This window comes from Pseudopedobacter beijingensis, from assembly GCF_042678145.1.
GTDB classification, from domain to species: Bacteria; Bacteroidota; Bacteroidia; order Sphingobacteriales; family Sphingobacteriaceae; genus Pseudopedobacter; species Pseudopedobacter beijingensis.
The window spans coordinates 175,095-196,426 of record NZ_JBHUDG010000004.1; the positions used below are offsets into that span (position 1 = coordinate 175,095).

Here is a 21,332-nt window from a genome sequence, read left to right on the forward strand (position 1 = left end):
CGGGTTGGGGGATAATGGATAAAAACTTTTATAAGTTAGCAGATCAGGATGTGCTTTACGAGGATAATCACCTGATTGGGGTTTTTAAAAAAGCAGGTTGGATTGTGCAGGAAGACGATACAGGAGATAAGCCATTGGATGAGATGGTAAAGACCTATATTGCTGAAAAATATAAAAAACCTAATGGAGCTTTTTTAGGAGTAGTGCACAGGCTGGATAGACCGGTAAGTGGTGTGATTTTATTTGCCAAAACATCTAAAGCATTAGACCGGGTGAACAAAATGTTCAAAGAGCGGGAAATGAAGAAGACTTATTGGGCGGTGGTTAAAAACAAACCCTCAAAAATGAATGGCAACCTGGTGCATTGGTTGGTTAAAAACCCAAAAAAGAATATTACTACAGCCTATAATCATGAAGTTTCTAACGGGCAACGAGCTGAACTGAATTTTAAGGTTATAGCTCATATCGATGGATATTATGTTATAGAAGTGGATCCTATCACTGGCCGTCCGCACCAAATACGTGTTCAGTTGGCTAGCTTAGGCAGCCCTATTGTAGGAGATAACAAATATGGATATCCCCGAGGGAGTCGTACCAAAAGTATCTCTTTACATGCAAAGCAATTAGAGTTTATTCATCCGGTAAAGCAAGAGAAAGTAGTTATTAATGCGCCACTCCCTAGGGATGGTTTTTGGAATAAATTTACTTCTCTGGAGAAATAACTAAATCTTCAATTCTTCAGGGTGTTTTCTCAAATCAATTAATTTATCTACAATTCTATCAAGTAATAAGTTTCTTTCGCTGATTAACCTATCGGCGAGAGAAACCAGTTTATTGATGTTTTTAGGACTGGCAGCATCTAAACTTTCATCTACGCTTTGCATGTCTTTAGGTTCAAGACGTACATATTGTCTGGAAATACCTAAGAAAGCGCAAATCTGCATCATATAGAAATGGCTTATTTCTGTAGCGCCACTCATCATCATGTCTAACAGAGCGGGTACTACAAAAAGAGCTTTAGTTTGTCTTATTTCGTCACTATCATAAGCCTTTTTTGAAATACCGGTACCTAACGAAAGAATGTAAACATCTTTAGTTACAATTTCTTCAGGATCTTTTTTTATCTCTACAAAAGCACTTAAAGTAGGATTGGTGGCGAAAATACCGCCATCTAAGAGTGGATATCTCACTCCTGCAAGAGAATATATTTCTGCTACACTAAAATAGGTGGGAGCTGCAGACGTGGCCCGGCATACATCTTTTACATAAAAATCTCGGTGGGTACCTCTGGACTTGGCTACTGTTTGTCTAAAGAAATGAGCTTTTCTAAGTTCAATATTATAGGCAGTAATAATGCAGGGTTTTATCAGCTCACTAAGCTTTGTTTTTTTGAAATATTTTTCAAGTATGTTTTCCCACGCCCTATCGTTATATTTTTCTGTTACCCAACCAAAGCTTGCGAGTATTTTTTTAAAACCTTTAGCTTGAAATATTTCTGTGCCATGTTTTAAATAAAGGTCCAGTGCTTCCTGAGCAGAGAATTTTGGGCGGGTAGGGTCCTCTTCCGAAGGGCAAAGTAAAAGACTTACCAAAATACCACCTGTGCTGGTACCGGCGTAAAAATCAAAATAATCTGTAATACTGGCTTTGGGATTATTTGTTTTGATACGGAGTCTTTCTTCTAAATTTACCAGAACCATGCCCGGAATAATACCTTTTATACCACCACCATCTATAGATAAAATAACCTTCATTTGTTGTAGATACTTGTCAAATATGCTGGATAAAAATAAAAATAATTCGTTACATTCATAATTTGCAGGTTTTTCAGAGCGAGATCATATTGTAACCGAAATGTTATGCTAATATAGTCCTCTTGCTAACATAATTATATCATAAAACCGTTAAAAAACAGACAAGGAGCGAGCAAGCTCTCCTAAAATTTATAAATTTATAGATTGTTTGAAAAATTAATCTCACATTATGAAGAATATTCTATCTTTTACATTTCTGTTGTTTTTTAGTTTAAGTGTGCAGTCGCAAATTCTAAATCCTGTAAAATGGAGCTATGCGGCAAAGAAAATAAACGATAAAGAGGCTGTTGTTTTTCTTAAAGCTACCATTCAGCCCGGATGGAATATTTATTCGCAGTTTGTGGACGAGGGAGGACCTGTACCAACGAGTTTTGTTTTTAGCCCTTCAAAGAACTATAGTCTGGTAGGAAAAACGGGTGAACCTAAACCTGCTTCAAAGTTTGAAAAGACTTTTAATATGAATGTTAAATATTTTCAAAATTCAGCTGTTTTTCAGCAGAAGGTAAAACTGAATGCTAAAGAAACTACAGTAGATGGTACTTTGGAATATATGGCGTGTAATGATAAACAGTGCCTTCCGCCAAAAGAGGTGAAATTTAGTGTAGTAATAAAATAAAGAAGTAGCTGTTAAAAAATGGAGAAAATAAGGTTTTATTTATTTTGTATACTGTTGTTATGGGGAGTTATGCCGGGTTATGCCCAGCAGAGTGCAGATACAATATCATACGAAAATATTGAGTTTACAGATATAGATGAAAATGCAACAGATATTACAGATACCGTTACAGCAAACAGGCAGACCCAATCGCAGGTAGATAGTGTAAAAGCAGAAAGTTTTTCATTTAATCAGGATACAGATACATCGGACGAGTCGTCTCTATGGGCCATATTTATTGCTGGTTTCCTGGGGGGATTTGCTGCTTTTTTAATGCCCTGTATATTTCCTATGTTACCCCTGACGGTAAGTTATTTTACCAAGAAAAGCGGAACCACGTCTAAATCAGTAGGACAAGCTTTAATATATGGAGCCTCCATTATTGTAATTTATGTAGCTATTGGTTTGTTGGTAACCCTTGCTTTTGGTGCCGATGCTTTAAACGAATTATCAACTAACGGCATATTTAATTTCCTGTTTTTTATTTTACTGGTAGTTTTTGCGGTATCCTTTTTAGGTGCGTTCGAAATTACATTGCCCTCCAGATGGGTGAATAAAGTTGATGAGAAATCTAATAAAGGAGGATTGTTGGGCTTGTTTTTTATGGCAGCCACCCTTGCATTGGTTTCTTTCTCTTGTACCGGGCCTATTATAGGAACCTTACTGGTACAGGCAGCTTCTATGGGGGCATTATTAGGGCCAGCAATAGGTATGTTTGGCTTTTCACTGGCATTAGCTATTCCATTTGCTCTTTTTGCGATGTTCCCAGGTTGGTTAAAAAGTCTGCCTAAATCAGGAGGTTGGTTAAACAGCGTTAAGGTAGTACTGGGTTTTTTAGAACTGGCTCTGGCACTTAAATTTTTAAGTAATGTAGATCTCGCTTACCATTGGAAACTATTTGATAGGGAAGTTTTTTTAGTGTTATGGATTGTGATATTTGGACTTTTAGGACTGTATTTATTAGGAAAGATCCGTTTTTCGCATGATAGTAAATTAGAATATCTTTCAATACCCCGGTTGTTTTTAGCCATTATTACCTTCTCTTTTACGGTTTATATGATTCCGGGATTATGGGGAGCACCTTTAAAATCAATTTCAGCTTTTTTACCACCACAAGCCACCCAGGATTTTGATTTGTATACGCCTTCTTTAACTGGGGGAGGAGCTGCATCTGTTCAAAAAGTAAGCAAGCACAAAAAGTATAGCGACATTTTTCATGCACCATTAAATTTAGATGTCTTTTTCGATTATGAAGAGGGGATGGCTTATGCCAAAGAGGTTAATAAGCCGGTGATGATTGATTTTACCGGACATGCTTGTGTTAACTGCCGAAAAATGGAGGCAAGCGTATGGCCGGATAAAAATGTTTACAGTCGTTTAGCCAATGATTATGTTATTATTCAACTTTATGTAGATGATAAAACAGCCTTACCTGTAGAAGAGCAAGTTGTTTCGACTTTTAGCGGAAAGAAAATTAAAACAATAGGGAACAAGTGGAGCGATTTTCAGGCAGCGGAATATAATGCCAACTCGCAACCTTTCTATGTTCTTTTAGATCATGATGGGCAAATGCTGGTAAAGCCTACCGGAGCAGATTATAATCCGGAAAGTTATTTAGGTTTTCTAGATAGCGGTTTAACGCAATTTAAAACAAAGTAGTAGCTGAAGTTGAGAGAAAATGATCAGAAGCCTAAAGTTTTTACACCTAATAAGTACTTTTAGTTTTAGGCTTCTGATTTTATATTTTACCTATCCCATTCCGAGTTGTCGTGGAATGAAATAGCAGGGTATTGTTTTGCTGTATATTCCAAATCCCAGGCAGACGAAGAGAAAAATACAGGTCTATCTTCTTTATCAAATCCAATTCTGGAAGCCTGTGTTCTTAAGAAGTTTTGCATATCAGTAGGTGTCTCAGCAGAAACCCAACTGGCTTTGGAGTAATTTAAACCTCTGAACTGACAAGAAGCCCCATACTCATGTAATAAGCGGAACTGAATAACCTCAAACTGTAGTTCTCCAACTGTACCAATTACCTTTCTGTTTCCCGGATTTACAATAAAGAGCTGGGCTACACCTTCATCACTTAATTGCATAATACCTTTTTCCAGTTGCTTTGTTTTCATTGGGTCGGTGTTCTCCAACTCCCTGAAAATCTCTGGGGAGAAACTAGGAATACCCAAAAACTGTAACTTTTCCCCTTCGGTTAAAGTATCTCCAATTTTAAAGTTTCCGGCATCGTATAAACCAATAACATCGCCGGGGTAAGCCTCTTCCACCAAACTTTTACTATCTGCCATAAAACTGGTAGGCGAAGCAAATTTTAGTTTTTTATTAAGTCTGGTATGGAGATAAAATGTATTTCTTTCAAACTTCCCGGACGTGATTCTACAGAAAGCAATCCTGTCTCTATGATTAGGATCCAGGTTAGCATGTATCTTAAAGATAAAACCAGTGAACTTCTTTTCCATAGGCTCTATCATCCTTAAATCGGATTCACGGGCTTGCGGAAACGGAGCAATCTGAATAAATGTTTCCAGAAGTTCCTTAATACCAAAGTTATTGATAGCCGATCCGAAAAATACAGGGGCTAAATATCCCGAGCGGTAAAGGTTTACATCAAAAGGTTCAAAAACACCTTCTACCAGTTCAGCCTCTTCTCTTAATTTATCTGCCGCTTGCTCACCTATAATTTCATCCAGCTTGGGATCCGATAAATCGTTAAAGGTAATATTATCATTGGCAATTTCTTTTTTATTGGCACTATACAAGTTTAAAACCTGATTGTTTAGCTGATAAACACCTTTAAACCTGTCGCCCATGCCAATAGGCCAGCTTAATGGTCGGGTAGATATATGTAACTCTTTTTCTACTTCTTCCAGTAAATCAAATGGATCTTTCCCCTCACGGTCTAACTTATTGATGAATACAATAACAGGAGTATTACGCATTCTACAAACCTGCATTAGCTTTCTGGTTTGCTCCTCAACTCCTTTTACACAGTCAATAACCAAAATTACTGAGTCTACCGCAGTTAAAGTTCTGTAAGTATCTTCGGCAAAATCTTTGTGGCCGGGAGTGTCCAGAATATTGATTTTGGCATCTTTATATTCAAATCCCATTACAGATGTAGCAACAGAAATACCTCTTTGCTTTTCAATTTCCATAAAGTCGGAGGTAGCCGTTTTTTCTGCTTTATTCCTTTTTACAGTTCCAGCTTTTTGGATGGCACCTCCAAATAAAAGTAATTTCTCGGTAAGGGTTGTTTTACCGGCATCGGGGTGACTAATAATACCAAAAGTTCTTCTTTTACCGATTTCTTGCTCCAACGTCATCTTAGTACAGGGGATTTTTTTGTGGCGCAAAAATAAAAGAATTAATCGGGAGTATCAAAAATGTAGTTTTTATTTGAAATTCTCCAAAACAATAATATAAATAATGTAGGTCTTATGAATCAGCTAACGCCCTTTTAACCACAAATCTATATCATTATAAACCTCTTCTTTTATTCCTTCGTTAAGGATTTCGTGGCGCATATGAGGGTATAGCTTCATTTCTACATTGGTAAAACCTTTATGTTTTAAATTAGATACGGTTTCTGTAACGCCCTTTCCGTAATTTCCGATGGGGTCATCAGCTCCGCTGATAAATAAAAGAGGAAAATCATGATCAATGTTTTTAGCCCAATTTTTTTTAGTAGACTTTACATTTAATGAAAGTAAAGCGTAAAAACCATTATAGCTAAAAGGTACGCCACATAAGCTATCTTGAGTAAATGCAATGCGGTTGTTTTTGTCAGCACTTAACCAGTTTGTTCCATCGCTGTTCGGTTCATTCTTAAAACGTTTGTTATTCATCTTAGAAAAAGACTGATTGACAAAATTGCTGCGATGTTTTGGCGCAAGCTGATTCATCAAAGCAAAATAGGTTTTAGCCAATCCGGCACCCGGTGTTTTACCTCCGGTACCTACAATAACAGCACCGTTGAATTTCTGATATGCTTGTTGCAAAAGGCAGCGGGCAATAAAAGAACCCATAGAGTGTCCTAAAAGAAAATGGGGGACATCAGGGAACAGATCAGACAGGTAATCGGTCATGTTTTCTGCATCATTAACTAATTGCTGAGCAGGTTTTTTATGTTGAAAAAAGCCGAGATCTTTTGAGGTCTGTGCAGTATTGCCATGTCCTATATGGTCGTAGGTAATTACAGCAAAGCCCTCTTTGGCCATGTATTCAGCAAAATCAGTATAACGACCACTGTGTTCCTGCATACCATGTAAAATTAGTAAAGTGGCTTTAACTTCTTTATTGTCAGGTTTAAAAAGTCTGAAATACAATTGTTGCGCATTATTGCTATCTATATTTTGCTTTCTGTAACCCGAGGTTTGTATAACCATGTTTTTAGAGTTTTTTGCGTAAATCTGGCTTGTTAAAACAAAAGACAGTATGAAGCTAACTATTCCAAGTTTGTATTTCAAACCAATCTTCATATCTATAATTAATCATGTTAAATAAAAATAAAGCCACTTTTAGTTAGTATGGAATATAAGAGCCTGTTTAAAATTTACAATATAAATTTAAACAAGCTCTAACAAAAGTGGCTTATAATTCATGCCTGAATATGAACACTAAACTAATTTTCTAAATGCTATTTCATAAAATCTTTATCTAAATAAGCAGGATTTGGGTATTTATAAAAACCTTCTCCTGTAGAAACTCCCAGTTTATTCTTGTCTATGAAGTTTTTCTTCAGATATTCTACTGTTTTTATTTTTAAAGGATCATTTGTAGCATCGGCAGCCATTTTATTGATATTATATGCCGTTGTAATGCCTACTATATCCAGAATAGCAAAAGGACCAATAGGAGCACTGGTGGCTACCATCCATGTTTTGTCTATAGTTTCTGCATCGGCCACTTCGTTAACCAACAGATCAGTAGCAGCAGTTAGCAAAGGAACCAGTAAAGAGTTAACAATATATCCCGGTTGCTCTTTGTGTAAAGGTAAGGCCACCATGCCAATAGATTTGGAAAATGCTACCACGCTATCGAAAACCTTTTTGTCAGTTCCGGGGTGCCCCATAACTTCTGCTGTATTATGTTTCCAGATTTCGTTAGCGAAATGCAGTGCCAGAAATTTTTCTGGACGACCTGTTGCATCTGCAAAATCGCTTGGTAAAAGTGTAGACGAGTTGGTTGCAAATATTGTTTTTTGAGGAGCCGCTTTGCTTAGCTTCTGATAAAAGTCTATTTTAATCTGCGGATTCTCCGGAACGGCCTCTATAACTAAATCTGCATCTTTTACTGCAATAGCCAGATCAGAATTATAGGCGAGACGTTTAAAAGTAGCGTCCAGCTGTTCCTGAGTTGCTTTAAGATCATTCTTATAGGCCTGGCTCAGGCCGTCGAATTTAGCTTTTGCTTTTTCCAGTACTTCATCGTTAATGTCGTAAACGGTGACATTATAACCATGAAAAGCTGTTTGAAAGGCTATCTGATAGCCTAATACACCACTACCTGCTATTGTTACGTTTTTAAATTCCATTTTATTTATTATTTAAGCCAAAGTGATTTTGGAACGGTCTGGTTTTATGCAGACCGTTTAGTTAATATAATTTATCCTCTTATCCCTTTTAACCAGTCTTTAAACTTGCCCATCTGTTCTGCTATAAAAGATTCGTGATCTTCTTTTTCGTCTGGGGTTCCCGGTAAAATATGGTCAAAATAAGTCCCTTTCAGTACACGACGGAGTAAACCTTCGCCTACAAAAGGCTTATCATCATTAAGTGTTTTTGCTGCTTTCAATAGATGTCGGATATCGTATTGTAATGGGCTAATATCCGGAACCTGTTTGTTCAGGTTCAATAATTCGTAAACAGCTACCCGGGCTGTTCGTACCGAACTTTCCATAGTAAATACCACATCATTATTAGTTTCTACAAACTGACCCACCAGCCCCAGGTTTTTACATCCGTCCGGTACTATGTTCGGACGGTCACCTTTTGCCCTGGGCATAAACATGGACGTGATATAAGGCATAAAAGCAGTGCGTACAATGGTGTTTTTTACTACGTTGTCTAGCTGGTCAATAATGCCTAAGTGATAACATAGCTCTGCCAGAATTTCATTTCCGGTACATGCAGGCATTGTTTTCTTAATGTAGTCACCCTCTTTATCCATAAATAAAGCATATACCCAAAGTACCAACACGTCATCCGGTTGTCCGGGGAAATGCGGCTGACGGTTACAGGTAAAACTCATTAACCAGTTAGAGTCTGTGATGGTAATAATACCTCCGGTTACAGTTTTTCCGGAGTAAGGATCGTTAACAGAATATTCCTTTAGCTTATCAATTAATGCAGAGGGCTTACAAGTTAATGTGGCTGATTCCCATGCAGATTGTTCGATATTAGAACAGAATTTTTCCGGCTTTCCGAATATTTCTGATTTTGCAGCCAGGTTTTTCCATATTTTCCATCCGGCACTTTGTCCGCTGGTGCTATTGTCGATAGCCAGAATAGGAGCCTTTTTATTATCTCCGTATGCGGTATCTTCCGTCATAGAACCTGTTGTCACAATCACATAATCATTTTCTCCGATGGCAATAGTTTTATCTACCCCATTTTCTTCTATGATGATGCCTTTAACTACTTTTCCTTCGGTGTTAATTTGCATATCCAAATCTTTAACCAAAGTATTGTACTGTATTTTTACCCCTTTTTCTTTTAAATACCTTCCTAGTGGAGTCACAAAAGTATCGTACTGGTTGTATTTAGGGAATACCAGTGCCGATAAATCGTTCAGACCATCAATAGCGTGTAAAAAGCGGTGCATATAGAGTTTAAATTCCAGCAAACTATGCCAGTTTTCAAAAGCAAACATGGTACGCCAGAAAGTCCAGAAATTACTGTTTAAGAAAGAATCGTCAAAATACTGTTCAATGGTAATATCATCCAGTTCTTCTTTCTTTTTTAGTAATAGTTTGATAATGGTGAGCTGATCTTTTTTGCTCAAACCAAATTTACTAAAGTCTTTTACCAGACCTTTGTTGTGTATTAACCTTGCTTTTGAATAGTTAGAGTCATTATCGTTTATCAAACGGTATTCGTCTAAAACACTATAAGGAGCGGGCATTTCCAAAGCCGGGATATCTTGGAACATATCCCACAGATTTTCATAGGTCATATCCATCTCACGCCCTCCACGGATAATGTAGCCGTCTTTGGCATTGCCTGCTCCGTCTAGCGATCCTCCTTCTATGTGCAATTGTTCTATGAAAGTGATGTTTTTAGCAGGAACATGTCCATCTCTTATAAAATAATAGGCGGCGGCCATACCTGCTATACCACTCCCAACTATATAAATTTTACTGTTTTCATAAGACTTTGTAGGTATGCCTTTGTTTCTTTGATAATTACCAATCTGATCCGAAAAAGGCATTGACTTTTCGGGAGTATTCCTTTGTCTTTCCTTGCTTGCATCCGGTTGATGGTCAACATGTCCGTAAGTAGTTGAGGTATCGAGTACTTTGTCGAATTTTGAAGTAATTGATTTCATAGTTTGACTGTTTTTATATAGATGTAAAGTTAGATATATCCCCAAATGTCTGGTTATCCCCAAATTCGCTAATGTTGTGCTGCTTTTCTAAGCTAGACATGCTGCTGCTTCCGGTATTCAGAAGGAGAGATAGAAGCATATTTCTTAAAAAAACGGCCAAAAGCCGATACTGAATTAAATCCCGCATCGTAGGCAATGTCCGAGATGGTTAACTCGGGGTTAGCCAATAGAATATAGGTTTCTTTCAGTAAGCACTCATCAATAATTTGATGAGGTGTTTTACCAGACGCTCTCTTAACAATATTGATTAAGTATTTGTTTGAAACGAATAATTTTTCTGCATAATATTTAACATCCTTATGCTTAAAAGCTTCTTGCTGGGCTAATTGCGAGAATTTGAAAAAAAGGCAGTTGTTGTCGTCCTGTTCCTGGATAGTATTGTCTTTATCCACAAGAGCAATTTCGGCTACTTCTAATAACAGGTTAAATATAATGGTGCGGATAATGTCTTCTGTAAACCTTCCCTTTCTTTTAGTGGTAAGGTGCAGGTATTCTAATAATTTAGACAGTTTGTCTGAATGTTGGTCGTCTGAAGTGATTACGTTAAAAGATGCCTGGTTAAATAACCCCAGTCTTTCTAAAAAGAATGGATTGGATATGTTTTTGAGCAGGAAGTTTTTTTCAAAGAAAAGCAGTTTCATCCTGAACTCCTTTCCTATGTTTAAAAACTTAAGAATAGTGGAAGGTGCCGATATTAACAATCCGTTTTTACTGATATGGTATTCCCGGTTATCTATTTCAACCGTAATGTTGCCGGCAGTACAAATACAAAGTGCATAAAAATCTATCCGAAAAGGTGTCTTTGGAAAATTAAAAATAGGATTACCAGAAGAAATATAATAGGGCTGATGGCAGTTTATACCATAAAAAGACAATGTTTCATGTAAGCTTTCGTAAGTTTTCATTAAAGCGCCATTTGAAGAGAAAAATATATAAAGCTAAAGATATTGTTTAATGATAAAAAACAGTCTTTAGCTTTATAGTATAATAACAAATAACTATTTCTTTCGTCCAACAAATCTTACCACAGATCCTATTCCGTTATGGCCGGCTCCTTCCTTTAAATCAATTTCTTTTTCGGTTAACTCGATAATTTCGAAATCATCAAAATCAGATTGTATTTCCTCCATAGAAAACAGGCTTTCCAGATCAGATGGGCCGCCCACACTTTTATTTAATTGTTGGTACTTGAGATGTTTTTTGCTGAAAGCTTCAAAAATAATAACTCCGTTACTACGCACAAGTTGCGCTAATAACTTATGATATTGTGATTTTATAGAGGATGGAAAGTGAGCGTAAATTAAAGCAATAGCATCAAATTCTCCCTTGGTATAATCTAAATCGGGAAGTTCACCAGTTTTATAATCAATAGAAACGTTATTGTCTAAAGCCAGTTGTAGGGCTTTCTTTTGGGCATAAGGGCTAATGTCAAAAGCAGATACTGCCCATCCTTCTTTTGCTGCAAATACAGCATTTCTGCCTTCGCCCTCTGCGGCGAAAAGAATCTTGCCGGGTTTTAATTTCTTTAATTGATTTTTTAAAAACTCATTAGGATATATGCCATACGCATATCCATCCTGTTTATATCTTTCATTCCATTTTTGTAGCCAGGTATTTGTCATTTCTATTGATGATTTATGTTAAACCAGATATTGATGCTGATAGGCATTTATCCGTCATTATTTATAAACCTATTTACTCAAAAACATGTTTTTAAAACAGCAACTCATCGTAAAATAGATTAGTCTCAACATTTTTGTAGTATGGTGTTTTATTTAAAATCTTCGCTAACCATTTCATTATTAGCCATGGCACCCGCTAAATTTCCTGTAGCTACTGCATTGGCTACAGATCGCATCATACTCGAGTTGTCACCACAGGCAAAAACATTGGCCATATTTGTTTTTTGAAAGGCATCTACTTTTATATGTCCCAGTTCTGTTAATTCGCAACCTAATTCTTCTGCAATTTTACAATGCTGAATAAAATCCAACCCAGCGTATATAACACTCAGGTTAAAAATAGATCCGTCTTTAAACAGGATATGATTTAACTGACCATTGTTATGTTGTATCTCCACAATTTCCGTGTCGACTATTGCTATGTTTTTTTGTCTGAATTTAGTAACCAGTTCTGGCGGAAAAGTTATCGGTCCGTTGGTGAAAATGGTGATGTCTTTGCTCCAGTTGTAAATTAACTGAGCATAATGACTAGCCCGTTCTCCGTTAGCGATAATCCCCGTTTTTTTATTCCTGACTTCGTAGCCATGGCAGTAAGGACAATGTATAACCGATATTCCCCAGCATTCGGAAAAACCTTTAATACCGGGCATTAAATCTTTTATACCTGTGGCAAAAATCAGCTTTCTTGCCGTAAAAATTTCACCCTTTTGTGTAACTATTTTTAGTCCACTCTCTGTTTTTTCTCCGCCAATAGCTATATCTTTTATAAAAGAAACAGTGGAGTACTGTAATACCTGTTCTTTCGCTTTTTGGGCTATAGCAGCAGGTGTTTCTCCATCCTGAGTAATAAAATTATGTGAATGTGGCGTTTGACTGTTGCAGGGAAAGCCACTATCAATTACTACCACTTGTCGTAGAGATCTGCCTAAGGCCATTGCAGCAGACAGACCCGCATAACTGCCGCCGATAATAATGACATCAACATGTTTTTGTTTTTCCATAAAATTAAAATTACCTTAAATCCTGTTTAAAAAATGAACAATTTAAAATGTAGGAGATCAGAGCCTGTTGTATGCCTCGCTATTACTTTCTCATTTTCGTTTTTGGAGAAAGTACAACGAAGCAATCAAGTTCTTGAATGACACTTGAGCAGACTTTTAATTTTTTTACTGATAACCCGTTTCATTGATCTTGTAAGAGATCTAAATATTTGTGGGAAAAGGATCATTAAAATAAATCCCCTTTTCAAAAAGATACTCTTCGTGATCCTGTAAAAGACATTTCTCCAGTTCCGAAGCTATTTCATCTTGATTCATATTTTGTCCGATAAAAACCAGCTCGTTCATACGGTCTCCCCATTGTTTACTCCATTTACTTTCTATAAACTTTTGGTTATAAATGTAATCCGGGTAATGTAGCCGATCAGAATAAGGCATACTGCACCACCAAACACCTGCATATTCCAATCGGGACGAACCACCAGCCTGCGAGAAATTGATTGCTACATTTGGTCTGGAAGCTAACCAAAACAAACCTTTGGCTCTTATAATATTACCAGGATAATTTTGGTTTAAATATTGCCAAAACCTGTCGGGGTGAAAAGGCTTAGGATTGCGAAATACAAAAGAGCCAATACCGTACTCTTCCGTTTCAGGAGTATGTTCTTCTGTCTCCAGTTCTTTTTGCCATCCGGCAGATTGCTGAGCCATTTCAAAATCAAATAGCTGAGTGTGTAGTATTTCGGAAAGGGCCACTTTACCAAAACTGGTATCAATAATTTTAGCTGTAGGATTTAATTTATGTAAAGCAGCCTTTAAAAGACCTGTAACATCATGAGGTACCAGATCTGTTTTATTCAGGATAATAACATTGGCGAACTCTATTTGGTCGGTAAGCAGATTAACTATAGTTCGGAAATCATCCTTCATATCCGTTATATTACGATCCTGTAGCAATTCGTTAGAACCAAAATCATTGAAAAAATTAAAACAATCCACCACGGTAACCATGGTATCTATATAACTGAAATCAGAGAGGTTAATTCCACTATCTTCATCCACATAAGAAAAAGTTTGAGCCACAGGGATAGGCTCACTTATTCCCGTACTTTCTATCAGCAGATAATCAAAACGACCTTCGTTAGCCAGGTTTTTAACCTCGGAAATCAGGTCCTCTCTCAGTGTGCAGCAGATACATCCGTTACTCATTTCTACCAATTTTTCCTCGGTGCGCGATAAAGTATTCCCATTGTCAACCAGTCTGGCATCAATGTTAATCTCGCTCATATCATTAACAATAACCGCAACCTTCATACCTTCTTTATTGTGCAGGATATGATTAAGTAGTGTCGTTTTTCCGCTCCCTAAAAAGCCGCTTAAGACAGTTACAGGTAGTTTTTGAGTACTAGTCATATTTGTTTGAGCCATAGAATGATATTTAAAAGGTGTTGTTCGCCATATAAAGCTGTAAATTTTTGAGTCTCCGGATGATCAGCGTCCAGATAAACCACCAGACGTTGTAGAGCAAAGTCTTTATTAAGGTTAACCTTGCAATACTGAGTGATGCAGTTTCTCCATTCGTCAAAAGTTTGTGGTATCATAAAGAATCTATTAATGCAACTATGTTGCAAATATAAAATCTTATCTTTGTAAGTGCAACTATGTTGCGATATTGTTTTTTTAAAAATGAGACCAGGAAGAAATACCGCTGCAAGAACAGAGATTTTAGGATTAATCAATAAATCGGAAGCCGCTTTATCACATACCGAGATTCAAGCTGCTTTAGATGGTCTGTGCGATAGAGTTACTATTTACAGGGTTTTAGATAGGTTAACGGCAGAAGGCTTGATTCATAAAATTATCAATATGGATGGCGTGGTTAAATATGCCTATTGTCATGAATGTTCGCAAATGCATCGCCATAACCATATTCATTTCAGTTGCGAGAAATGTAAAAAAGTAACTTGTTTAGAAGGCGTAGAACCGGTTTTTAAATTACCGGAAAAATATAAAGTTAATGAAGTAAACTTTACGGTATCAGGCTTATGTCCTAAATGTAGTTAGTACACAGTTTGTATTTAAAAAGAAAGTTTATTGAAGTGTTTTTTACTTTATAGTGAATCAAGCGCTATAAGGAAACACAAAGAGGATTTCTGTTCAGAAATCCTCTTTGTGTTAAATTTTATAGAAAGCAGAATTTTAATGTCTTTCGAAAGCATTAAAGAAGAAACGACCTTCAATTTCTGCATTTTCGTCAGAATCAGATCCGTGAACAGCATTTGCATCAATAGATTTTGCATACTTATTACGAATAGTTCCCGGTTCAGCTTTACTAGGATCAGTAGCACCAATCAATTTTCTGAAATCTTCAACAGCATTATCTTTTTCAAGAATTGCCGCCACAATAGGTCCTGATGACATGAATTTTACCAACTCACCGTAGAAAGGACGCTCTGCGTGTACCGCGTAAAACTGACCTGCAGTTTCAGCAGTTAAGCTGGTATATTTCATTGCTACGATTTTGAATCCCGCCGCAATAATATCATTTAAAATAGCTCCGATGTGCCCGTTAGAAACAGCATCAGGTTTAATCATTGTAAAAGTTCTGTTTGTCGCCATAATTTTAAAAGTTGCCACAAAAATAAGGTTTTAAAATTACAACATAAAGTAATGCATTTATTATTCCAATCTATTATGTAACTTCGCAAGAATTTTGTAATTGATGATTGATTTAGAAACGCTTAAGAATTTATTAGCAGAACCAAAAAAAATAGTAATCACGACGCATCACCGTCCGGATGGAGATGCCATGGGCTCTTCACTGGGTCTGTTCAATTACTTTATACAAAAAGGACATTTTGTCAAGGTAATAGCTCCGTCAGACTACCCTTATTTTTTACACTGGTTACCTAATAATCCTGAAGTTATTATATACCCTACCGAGGTTCAGAAAAGTAATCAGCTGGTAGCCGAAGCTGATCTGATTTTTTGTCTAGATTTCAATACCCTGTCACGAATTAATGAATTAGGAGACGAAGTAAGAAAAGCCAGTGGTATAAAAATAATGATCGATCATCACCTGGAACCGGAAGGATTTGATGACTACAGACATTGGAACATTGGAGCCTGTGCTACAGCACAATTGATCTATGATTTTATAGTACATCAACTGGGAGATAAAAAAGCAATCAATAAAGATATTGCAACCTGTTTGTATACAGGGATAATGACAGATTCAGGATCATTCAGATTCCCTACAGTAACTGCAGAATTGCATCGTATTGTAGCAGATTTAATAGATGCAGGAGCCGAAAACTGGAGAATACACCAATTGGTTTACGACAACTCATCAGAAGAAAGATTAAAATTCTTGGGATATTGTCTGAGCAATAAACTGGAAGTTTTACGTGAGTATAATACCGCTGTTATCCATATTTCTAAAGAAGAAATCAAAAAGTTTAATATTAAAACAGGAGAAACAGAAGGTATTGTTAATTACGCTTTATCTATTAACGGAATCCGTTTAGCCGCTTTTATAGTAGAGCGTGATGATAAAGTAAAGCTCTCTTTAAGATCTACAGGAGATTTTCCTGCCAATGAAATATGTAAACGCTATTTTGAAGGCGGGGGACATAGAAATGCTGCCGGTGGTCAATCAGATTTGCCATTGTTAGAAGTTTTAGAGAAATTTAAGGCCATATTACCTGAATATAAAAACTTATTATTGCAGTAGATTTTATAAACAAGTTAAATAAAGTTAAAAAATGTGAAGGCTGAAAATAAAGCCTTTATTTAGAAAACAAAAATAAAACAGAACGAACGCTAATTAATGAAAAAAGGATTATTAATCATGAGTATGGCTGCATTGGGTTTTGCAGCTTGTCAGGGAGGTTATGAAAAAGGACCTTCTGGTTTGCTTTACAAAATTCATCACCATGCTGCCGGAGACTCTATCAAAGAAGGAGATTTCATCAGCCTTAATATTATAGCAAAAACAGATGCAGACTCTGTGCTATACAATTCTTATGAGATGGGCAGAGCTTCTCAGACATTCGTACCAAAACCAATGTACGATGGAGATTTGTTCTATGCTATTATGAAAATGTCTAAAGGCGATAGTGCTACTATTAAAATAGACATCGACTCGGCAGAGAAAAAAGGTCAGCCTAGACCACAAGGTATCAAAGGTAAATATGTAATATATACTCTTAAAGTAGAAGATATTATTAAGAAAGATACTGCAAACGAACAAGGTTTTGAAGAAAAAATACAAGCTTTCTTTAAAGCAGAAGGCGACAAATTGCAAAAAGCAGAGCAACCTAAAATAGATAAATATGTGTCTTCAAACAGTCTGAAAACACAAAAATATCCTTCAGGTTTACAAGTAGCTATTGAAAAAGAAGGAACTGGAGTACAACCAAAAACAGGTGATACTGTAAAAGTACATTATACAGGAAAACTAACAACAGGTAAAGTATTTGATACCAGCAACCCTGAAGTAGCTAAAAAGAACAACCTTTACAACCCGGCCAGAGAACCATACAATACACTTGATTTGGCTATTGGCGAAGGAAACGTAATTCCAGGTTTTGATGAAGGTGTGTTAACCATGAAAAAAGGTGGAAAATCTATACTGATTATCCCTTCTAAATTGGGTTACGGTGAACACGGAATGCAAGGTGGAATGATTGGTCCATATACCCCTTTGATTTTCGAAATCGAATTGGTAGATGTGGTACCGGGAAAACCAGCAGCAACTCCACAGCCAGCGCCAACGGCTGATGCACACGCAGGACACAACCACTAAAAATATAAAAACCCTTTCCTCTCGAAAGGGTTTTTTTGTTTAGGTAAATTCCTTAAAATTTTATCATCTATATTTGAACCCAGATAAAGCAAATAAACGGAGCAGAAGATTATAGCTTTAAAACAGCAAATCAAGAATAGTAATGATACTGACAGATACCCATACCCATACCTATTACGAAGAAGATCCGGAATTAAGAAAGCAGCTTATACAACGGTGTTTAGATAACCAGGTGTCCAGACTGTTCTTGCCCAATGTAGATAGCAAATCCATTGCGTTAATAGATACATTGTGTAATGAATATCCCACTCATTGTTTCAGAATGTTGGGCTTACACCCCTGCGATGTAAAAGATGGATTTGAGCAGGAGCTTGCTATCATTAAAAAAGCAATGGAAGGCAGAAAAGTATATGCTATAGGCGAAATAGGAATCGATCTGTATTGGGATAAATCAACCCTCGATATGCAGTGTATTGCTTTTACAGAGCAGATTAAGTGGGCAAAATCTTTAGCATTACCCATAGTAATTCATTGCAGAGAAGCATTTGATGAAGTGTTTGAAATACTGGAACAGCAGAAAGACGAAAAGTTAAGAGGAATATTTCATTGCTTTACTGGAAATCTAGAACAGGCTAAAAGAGCCATAGACTTAGGGTTTTATTTAGGAATAGGTGGAGTAGTAACCTATAAAAAGGCCGGGCTAGATTCCGTTTTGAAAGAAATAGACCTGAAAGATATTGTATTGGAAACAGATTCGCCTTACCTGGCACCCGTTCCGCATAGAGGAAAAAAGAATGAAAGCGCTTATTTAGTACATGTAGCAGATAAGGTAGCCGAAATTTACGAAACAACCATAGAGCATATAGCAGAAGTAACAACAGCTAATTCTGTTAAAATATTTGGGGCGTGAGTCCAATTTGTATTAATTTGTAACTAAACCTAGTTAAAAGGAAAGTATGACTAAGATTTTTGTGATTTATACGGGCGGAACAATAGGGATGATTACAGATCCGAAAACGGGAGCGTTGAAACCCTTTACTTTTGAACAGATAGAAGAAAACGTTCCCGAGTTGCAACGGATGAATTGCAAACTTACCATTCATTCCTTTGATCCCATTATAGACTCCTGCAATATGACGCCGGAGATATGGGCATTTTTAGCAAAGCTGATAGAAGATAATTACGACGATCATGATGGGTTCCTTATCCTGCATGGTTCAGATACCATGGCTTTTACAGCATCTGCTTTAAGTTTTATGCTGGAAGGGTTAACCAAACCCGTTATTTTTACAGGATCCCAATTGCCAATATCAGAAGTAAGAACCGATGCAAAAGAAAACTTTATTACAGCATTAGAAATTGCATCAGCAAAAATAGATGGCAAAGCAAGAGTACCCGAAGTATGTATTTATTTTGAAAATAAATTATACAGAGGTAACAGAACCTTTAAATATAACTCAGCCAAGTTTGAAGCATTTCGTTCGCCAAACTATCCCGTTTTAGTAGAAGCAGGAGTACATATTAAGTATAACGATGCCGCTATAGGTAAATGTGAAAACTGTTTGTTAAAAGTCCATTCCAATGTAAGTAACAATGTGGGGGTTTTAAAACTTTATCCCGGTATTAGCCCCGAAATTGTAGATGCCGTATTAAACTCAGATGCCGAAGCCATTATTATGGAAAGTTTTGGTACCGGAAATACAACAACAGCCAAATGGTTTTTAGATAAACTGGAAGCCGCCATCAAAAAAGGGAAAATTATATTAGACATTTCCCAATGTAAAGTAGGGTCAGTAGAAATGGGCCGCTACGAAACCAGTAGCGAGCTGATGAGAATGGGAGTAGTCAATGGTTATGATATGACCTATGAAGCCGCAGTAACCAAACTCATGTATCTGTTAGGTCGTAAATATCCAAAAGATAGATTGTTAAGAAGGTTAAGTACATCCATTAGAGGAGAATTAACAAAATACTAAATACCCATGAAAACGCTACTGAAATTAGAACAGTTAGCCATTTTGATCATGGCATTTTTATTAACCCTCTATCTGGGATATCAATGGTGGCTGTTTTTTGCATTATTGTTATTACCGGATATCAGTATGTTAGGTTATATCGTTAATAATAAAATTGGGGCATTTTTATATAATCTGTTCCATCATCAGGGAGTAGCGTTGTTCCTGATTGCATTTGGCTATTTATTATTAGATCCAAAAATATCACTGGCAGGTGTTATTCTTTGGGGACATAGTGCCATGGACAGATTATTTGGTTATGGTCTAAAATATAATAAAGGATTTAAATACACCCATTTAGGAGAAATAGGAAGTGAAAGAAAATCAGAAAATTAAAAAAATGCTATTGAGTGCCACTTGTGGTATAATATTTATAATAGCAGCCTGTAGCAACAATAATCAAAACAAAACTTCGGAAGAAGGAGATACTGCGGTTAAGGCATCAGAAATAGATATCCAGTTTAATGGAGATACCTCAAGCACAGGGATGGTTTATATTCCCGGAGGAACATTTATGATGGGAGCCGATAATGATCAGGCCAGTGAAGACGAGTATCCTAAACATAAAGTAACAGTTTCTCCTTTTTGGATTGACGAACATGAAGTAACAAACGCTCAATTTGCGGCATTTGTAGAAGCAACAGGTTATATTACAACAGCAGAAAGAAAACCGGATTGGGAAGAAATCAAAAAACAACTCCCTCCCGGAACACCAAAACCCGATGATAGTAAACTGGTTCCTGCTTCGTTAGTATTTACTCCACCCTCCGAAGCCGTAGATTTAAATAACTATGCGCAATGGTGGGCATGGGTTCCGGGAGCCAATTGGAAGCATCCAGAAGGGCCGGATAGCGATATTAAAGGCAAAGATAACTATCCCGTAATACAGGTGAGTTGGGATGATGCTATGGCTTATTGCAAATGGGCTGGAAAAGACCTGCCTACAGAGGCAGAGTGGGAGTTTGCTGCCCGTGGAGGCTTAACCAATAATATTTACCCATGGGGTAATGAACATATTTCTAAAGGAAAACCAAAGGCTAATTCCTGGGAAGGCCATTTCCCAAATGTCAATACTAAAAAAGACGGTTTTGAAGGTTTAGCACCAGTAAAATCTTTTGCACCCAATGGTTATGGTTTATATGATATGGCAGGTAATGTTTGGGAGTGGTGCTCTGATTGGTATCGTAATGATTATTACCAAACAGCAAATCAGCCCAATGGTATAAATAATCCCAAGGGACCGGCAGATAGCCACGATCCGGATGAACCTTATATTGCTAAAAAAGTATCCAGGGGAGGTTCTTTTATGTGTAATGATAGTTACTGCTCCGGCTATCGTGTAGCCAGAAGAATGAAAACCTCACCAGATTCAGGAACCAGTAATTTAGGATTCAGGTGTGTGAGACGATAAAACAAATTTCTATTTAAAAGAATCTTCACAGAAAAATACAGATCATGACGGTGCTGTATCAAAATGACCTCGTCATCCCGAGCGCAGTCTAGGGATCTCTTTCAGAAGTATCCAGAAAAGAGATTTCTATTCGCTGTCCTCATCGAAATGACCTCGTCATCCCGAGCGCAGTCTAGGGATCTCTTTCAGAAGTATCCAGAAAAGAGATTTCTATTCGCTGTCCTCATCGAAATGACAATATTTTTATTTTTGAGACAGCCTCATCATGATGGATATGGAGCATAAGGTATGGTACAGATTCATCATGTCAGAAGGGTACCATCTTCGTATAGTTAC

At 36.9% G+C, this 21,332-nt stretch carries 21 protein-coding genes; 10 read left to right on the top strand and 11 right to left on the bottom strand.

Translation table 11 applies throughout. The features are described 5' to 3' along the window. Nucleotides 1-14 precede the first annotated feature (14 nt). Entirely contained in the window at nucleotides 15-722 is a 708-nt protein-coding gene (locus ACFSAH_RS05705; RefSeq protein WP_379661746.1) for an RluA family pseudouridine synthase, read from the top strand. On the opposite strand, the gene ACFSAH_RS05710 is transcribed toward ACFSAH_RS05705, so the two are convergent. Next, the gene (locus ACFSAH_RS05710; RefSeq protein ID WP_379661747.1) at nucleotides 723-1,754 is read right to left on the bottom strand and encodes a patatin-like phospholipase family protein; all 1,032 of its coding nucleotides are present in this window, start codon (nucleotides 1,752-1,754) and stop codon (nucleotides 723-725) included. A gap of 229 nt (nucleotides 1,755-1,983) precedes the next feature. On the opposite strand from ACFSAH_RS05710, the gene ACFSAH_RS05715 reads away from it, so the two are divergent. After that, nucleotides 1,984-2,430, top strand: coding sequence for a protein-disulfide reductase DsbD domain-containing protein (locus ACFSAH_RS05715; RefSeq protein WP_379661748.1), 447 nt, complete (start codon nucleotides 1,984-1,986; stop codon nucleotides 2,428-2,430). 18 nt (nucleotides 2,431-2,448) lie between these two features. Further along, nucleotides 2,449-4,128: a protein-disulfide reductase DsbD family protein gene (locus tag ACFSAH_RS05720; RefSeq protein WP_379661749.1), complete on the top strand. Its 1,680-nt coding sequence runs from the start codon at nucleotides 2,449-2,451 to the stop codon at nucleotides 4,126-4,128. An 86-nt stretch (nucleotides 4,129-4,214) separates the two neighbouring features. On the opposite strand, the gene ACFSAH_RS05725 is transcribed toward ACFSAH_RS05720, so the two are convergent. From ACFSAH_RS05725 to ACFSAH_RS05765, 9 genes are all read right to left on the bottom strand, one after another. Next, on the bottom strand, nucleotides 4,215-5,801 hold the full coding sequence (locus ACFSAH_RS05725; protein ID WP_379661750.1) for a peptide chain release factor 3: 1,587 nt from the start codon (nucleotides 5,799-5,801) through the stop codon (nucleotides 4,215-4,217). A 123-nt stretch (nucleotides 5,802-5,924) separates the two neighbouring features. Then, entirely contained in the window at nucleotides 5,925-6,863 is a 939-nt protein-coding gene (locus tag ACFSAH_RS05730) for an alpha/beta fold hydrolase (RefSeq protein WP_379661751.1), read from the bottom strand. 251 nt (nucleotides 6,864-7,114) lie between these two features. Next, entirely contained in the window at nucleotides 7,115-8,011 is an 897-nt protein-coding gene (locus ACFSAH_RS05735; RefSeq protein ID WP_379661752.1) for a 3-hydroxyacyl-CoA dehydrogenase, read from the bottom strand. 71 nt (nucleotides 8,012-8,082) lie between these two features. Continuing rightward, on the bottom strand, nucleotides 8,083-10,023 hold the full coding sequence (locus tag ACFSAH_RS05740; RefSeq protein ID WP_379661753.1) for an oleate hydratase: 1,941 nt from the start codon (nucleotides 10,021-10,023) through the stop codon (nucleotides 8,083-8,085). A gap of 92 nt (nucleotides 10,024-10,115) precedes the next feature. Next, complete coding sequence (locus tag ACFSAH_RS05745; RefSeq protein WP_379661754.1) at nucleotides 10,116-10,988, bottom strand: AraC family transcriptional regulator; 873 nt, start codon at nucleotides 10,986-10,988, stop codon at nucleotides 10,116-10,118. A gap of 93 nt (nucleotides 10,989-11,081) precedes the next feature. After that, nucleotides 11,082-11,705, bottom strand: a complete 624-nt coding sequence (locus tag ACFSAH_RS05750) for a class I SAM-dependent methyltransferase (RefSeq protein WP_379661755.1) — start codon at nucleotides 11,703-11,705, stop codon at nucleotides 11,082-11,084. A 149-nt stretch (nucleotides 11,706-11,854) separates the two neighbouring features. Then, nucleotides 11,855-12,766 (bottom strand): NAD(P)/FAD-dependent oxidoreductase, encoded by a 912-nt coding sequence (locus ACFSAH_RS05755; protein WP_379661756.1) that lies wholly within the window; start codon nucleotides 12,764-12,766, stop codon nucleotides 11,855-11,857. Between the two features lie 201 nt (nucleotides 12,767-12,967). Next, a complete protein-coding gene (locus tag ACFSAH_RS05760; protein ID WP_379661757.1) occupies nucleotides 12,968-14,191 on the bottom strand; it encodes a GTP-binding protein in 1,224 nt (407 codons plus the stop codon). Continuing rightward, on the bottom strand, nucleotides 14,173-14,364 hold the full coding sequence (locus ACFSAH_RS05765; protein ID WP_379661758.1) for a hypothetical protein: 192 nt from the start codon (nucleotides 14,362-14,364) through the stop codon (nucleotides 14,173-14,175). Before ACFSAH_RS05765 ends, ACFSAH_RS05760 begins: the two co-directional genes overlap by 19 nt. Before the next feature lie 85 nt (nucleotides 14,365-14,449). Here ACFSAH_RS05765 and ACFSAH_RS05770 point away from each other — a divergent pair, with 85 nt between their 5' ends. Then, a complete protein-coding gene (locus ACFSAH_RS05770) occupies nucleotides 14,450-14,827 on the top strand; it encodes a Fur family transcriptional regulator (protein WP_379661759.1) in 378 nt (125 codons plus the stop codon). Between the two features lie 135 nt (nucleotides 14,828-14,962). Here ACFSAH_RS05770 and ACFSAH_RS05775 read toward each other — a convergent pair whose 3' ends face one another. Beyond that, complete coding sequence (locus ACFSAH_RS05775) at nucleotides 14,963-15,382, bottom strand: nucleoside-diphosphate kinase (protein ID WP_379661870.1); 420 nt, start codon at nucleotides 15,380-15,382, stop codon at nucleotides 14,963-14,965. Nucleotides 15,383-15,485: 103 nt separating this feature from the next. Here ACFSAH_RS05775 and ACFSAH_RS05780 point away from each other — a divergent pair, with 103 nt between their 5' ends. The 6 genes from ACFSAH_RS05780 to ACFSAH_RS05805 all read left to right on the top strand — a co-directional run bounded on the left by ACFSAH_RS05780 (nucleotide 15,486) and on the right by ACFSAH_RS05805 (nucleotide 20,996). After that, nucleotides 15,486-16,496 (top strand): DHH family phosphoesterase, encoded by a 1,011-nt coding sequence (locus tag ACFSAH_RS05780; RefSeq protein ID WP_379661760.1) that lies wholly within the window; start codon nucleotides 15,486-15,488, stop codon nucleotides 16,494-16,496. Between the two features lie 96 nt (nucleotides 16,497-16,592). Then, complete coding sequence (locus tag ACFSAH_RS05785; RefSeq protein WP_379661761.1) at nucleotides 16,593-17,570, top strand: FKBP-type peptidyl-prolyl cis-trans isomerase; 978 nt, start codon at nucleotides 16,593-16,595, stop codon at nucleotides 17,568-17,570. A gap of 142 nt (nucleotides 17,571-17,712) precedes the next feature. Continuing rightward, nucleotides 17,713-18,480, top strand: coding sequence for a TatD family hydrolase (locus tag ACFSAH_RS05790; protein ID WP_379661762.1), 768 nt, complete (start codon nucleotides 17,713-17,715; stop codon nucleotides 18,478-18,480). A 46-nt stretch (nucleotides 18,481-18,526) separates the two neighbouring features. Beyond that, on the top strand, nucleotides 18,527-19,546 hold the full coding sequence (locus ACFSAH_RS05795; protein WP_379661763.1) for an asparaginase: 1,020 nt from the start codon (nucleotides 18,527-18,529) through the stop codon (nucleotides 19,544-19,546). Between the two features lie 6 nt (nucleotides 19,547-19,552). Then, nucleotides 19,553-19,921 carry a DUF4260 domain-containing protein gene (locus ACFSAH_RS05800; RefSeq protein ID WP_379661764.1) on the top strand — a complete coding sequence of 123 codons (369 nt, stop codon included), beginning with the start codon at nucleotides 19,553-19,555 and terminating at the stop codon, nucleotides 19,919-19,921. A 4-nt stretch (nucleotides 19,922-19,925) separates the two neighbouring features. Then, nucleotides 19,926-20,996, top strand: coding sequence for a formylglycine-generating enzyme family protein (locus ACFSAH_RS05805; protein ID WP_379661765.1), 1,071 nt, complete (start codon nucleotides 19,926-19,928; stop codon nucleotides 20,994-20,996). The last annotated feature ends 336 nt before the right edge of the window (nucleotides 20,997-21,332 follow it).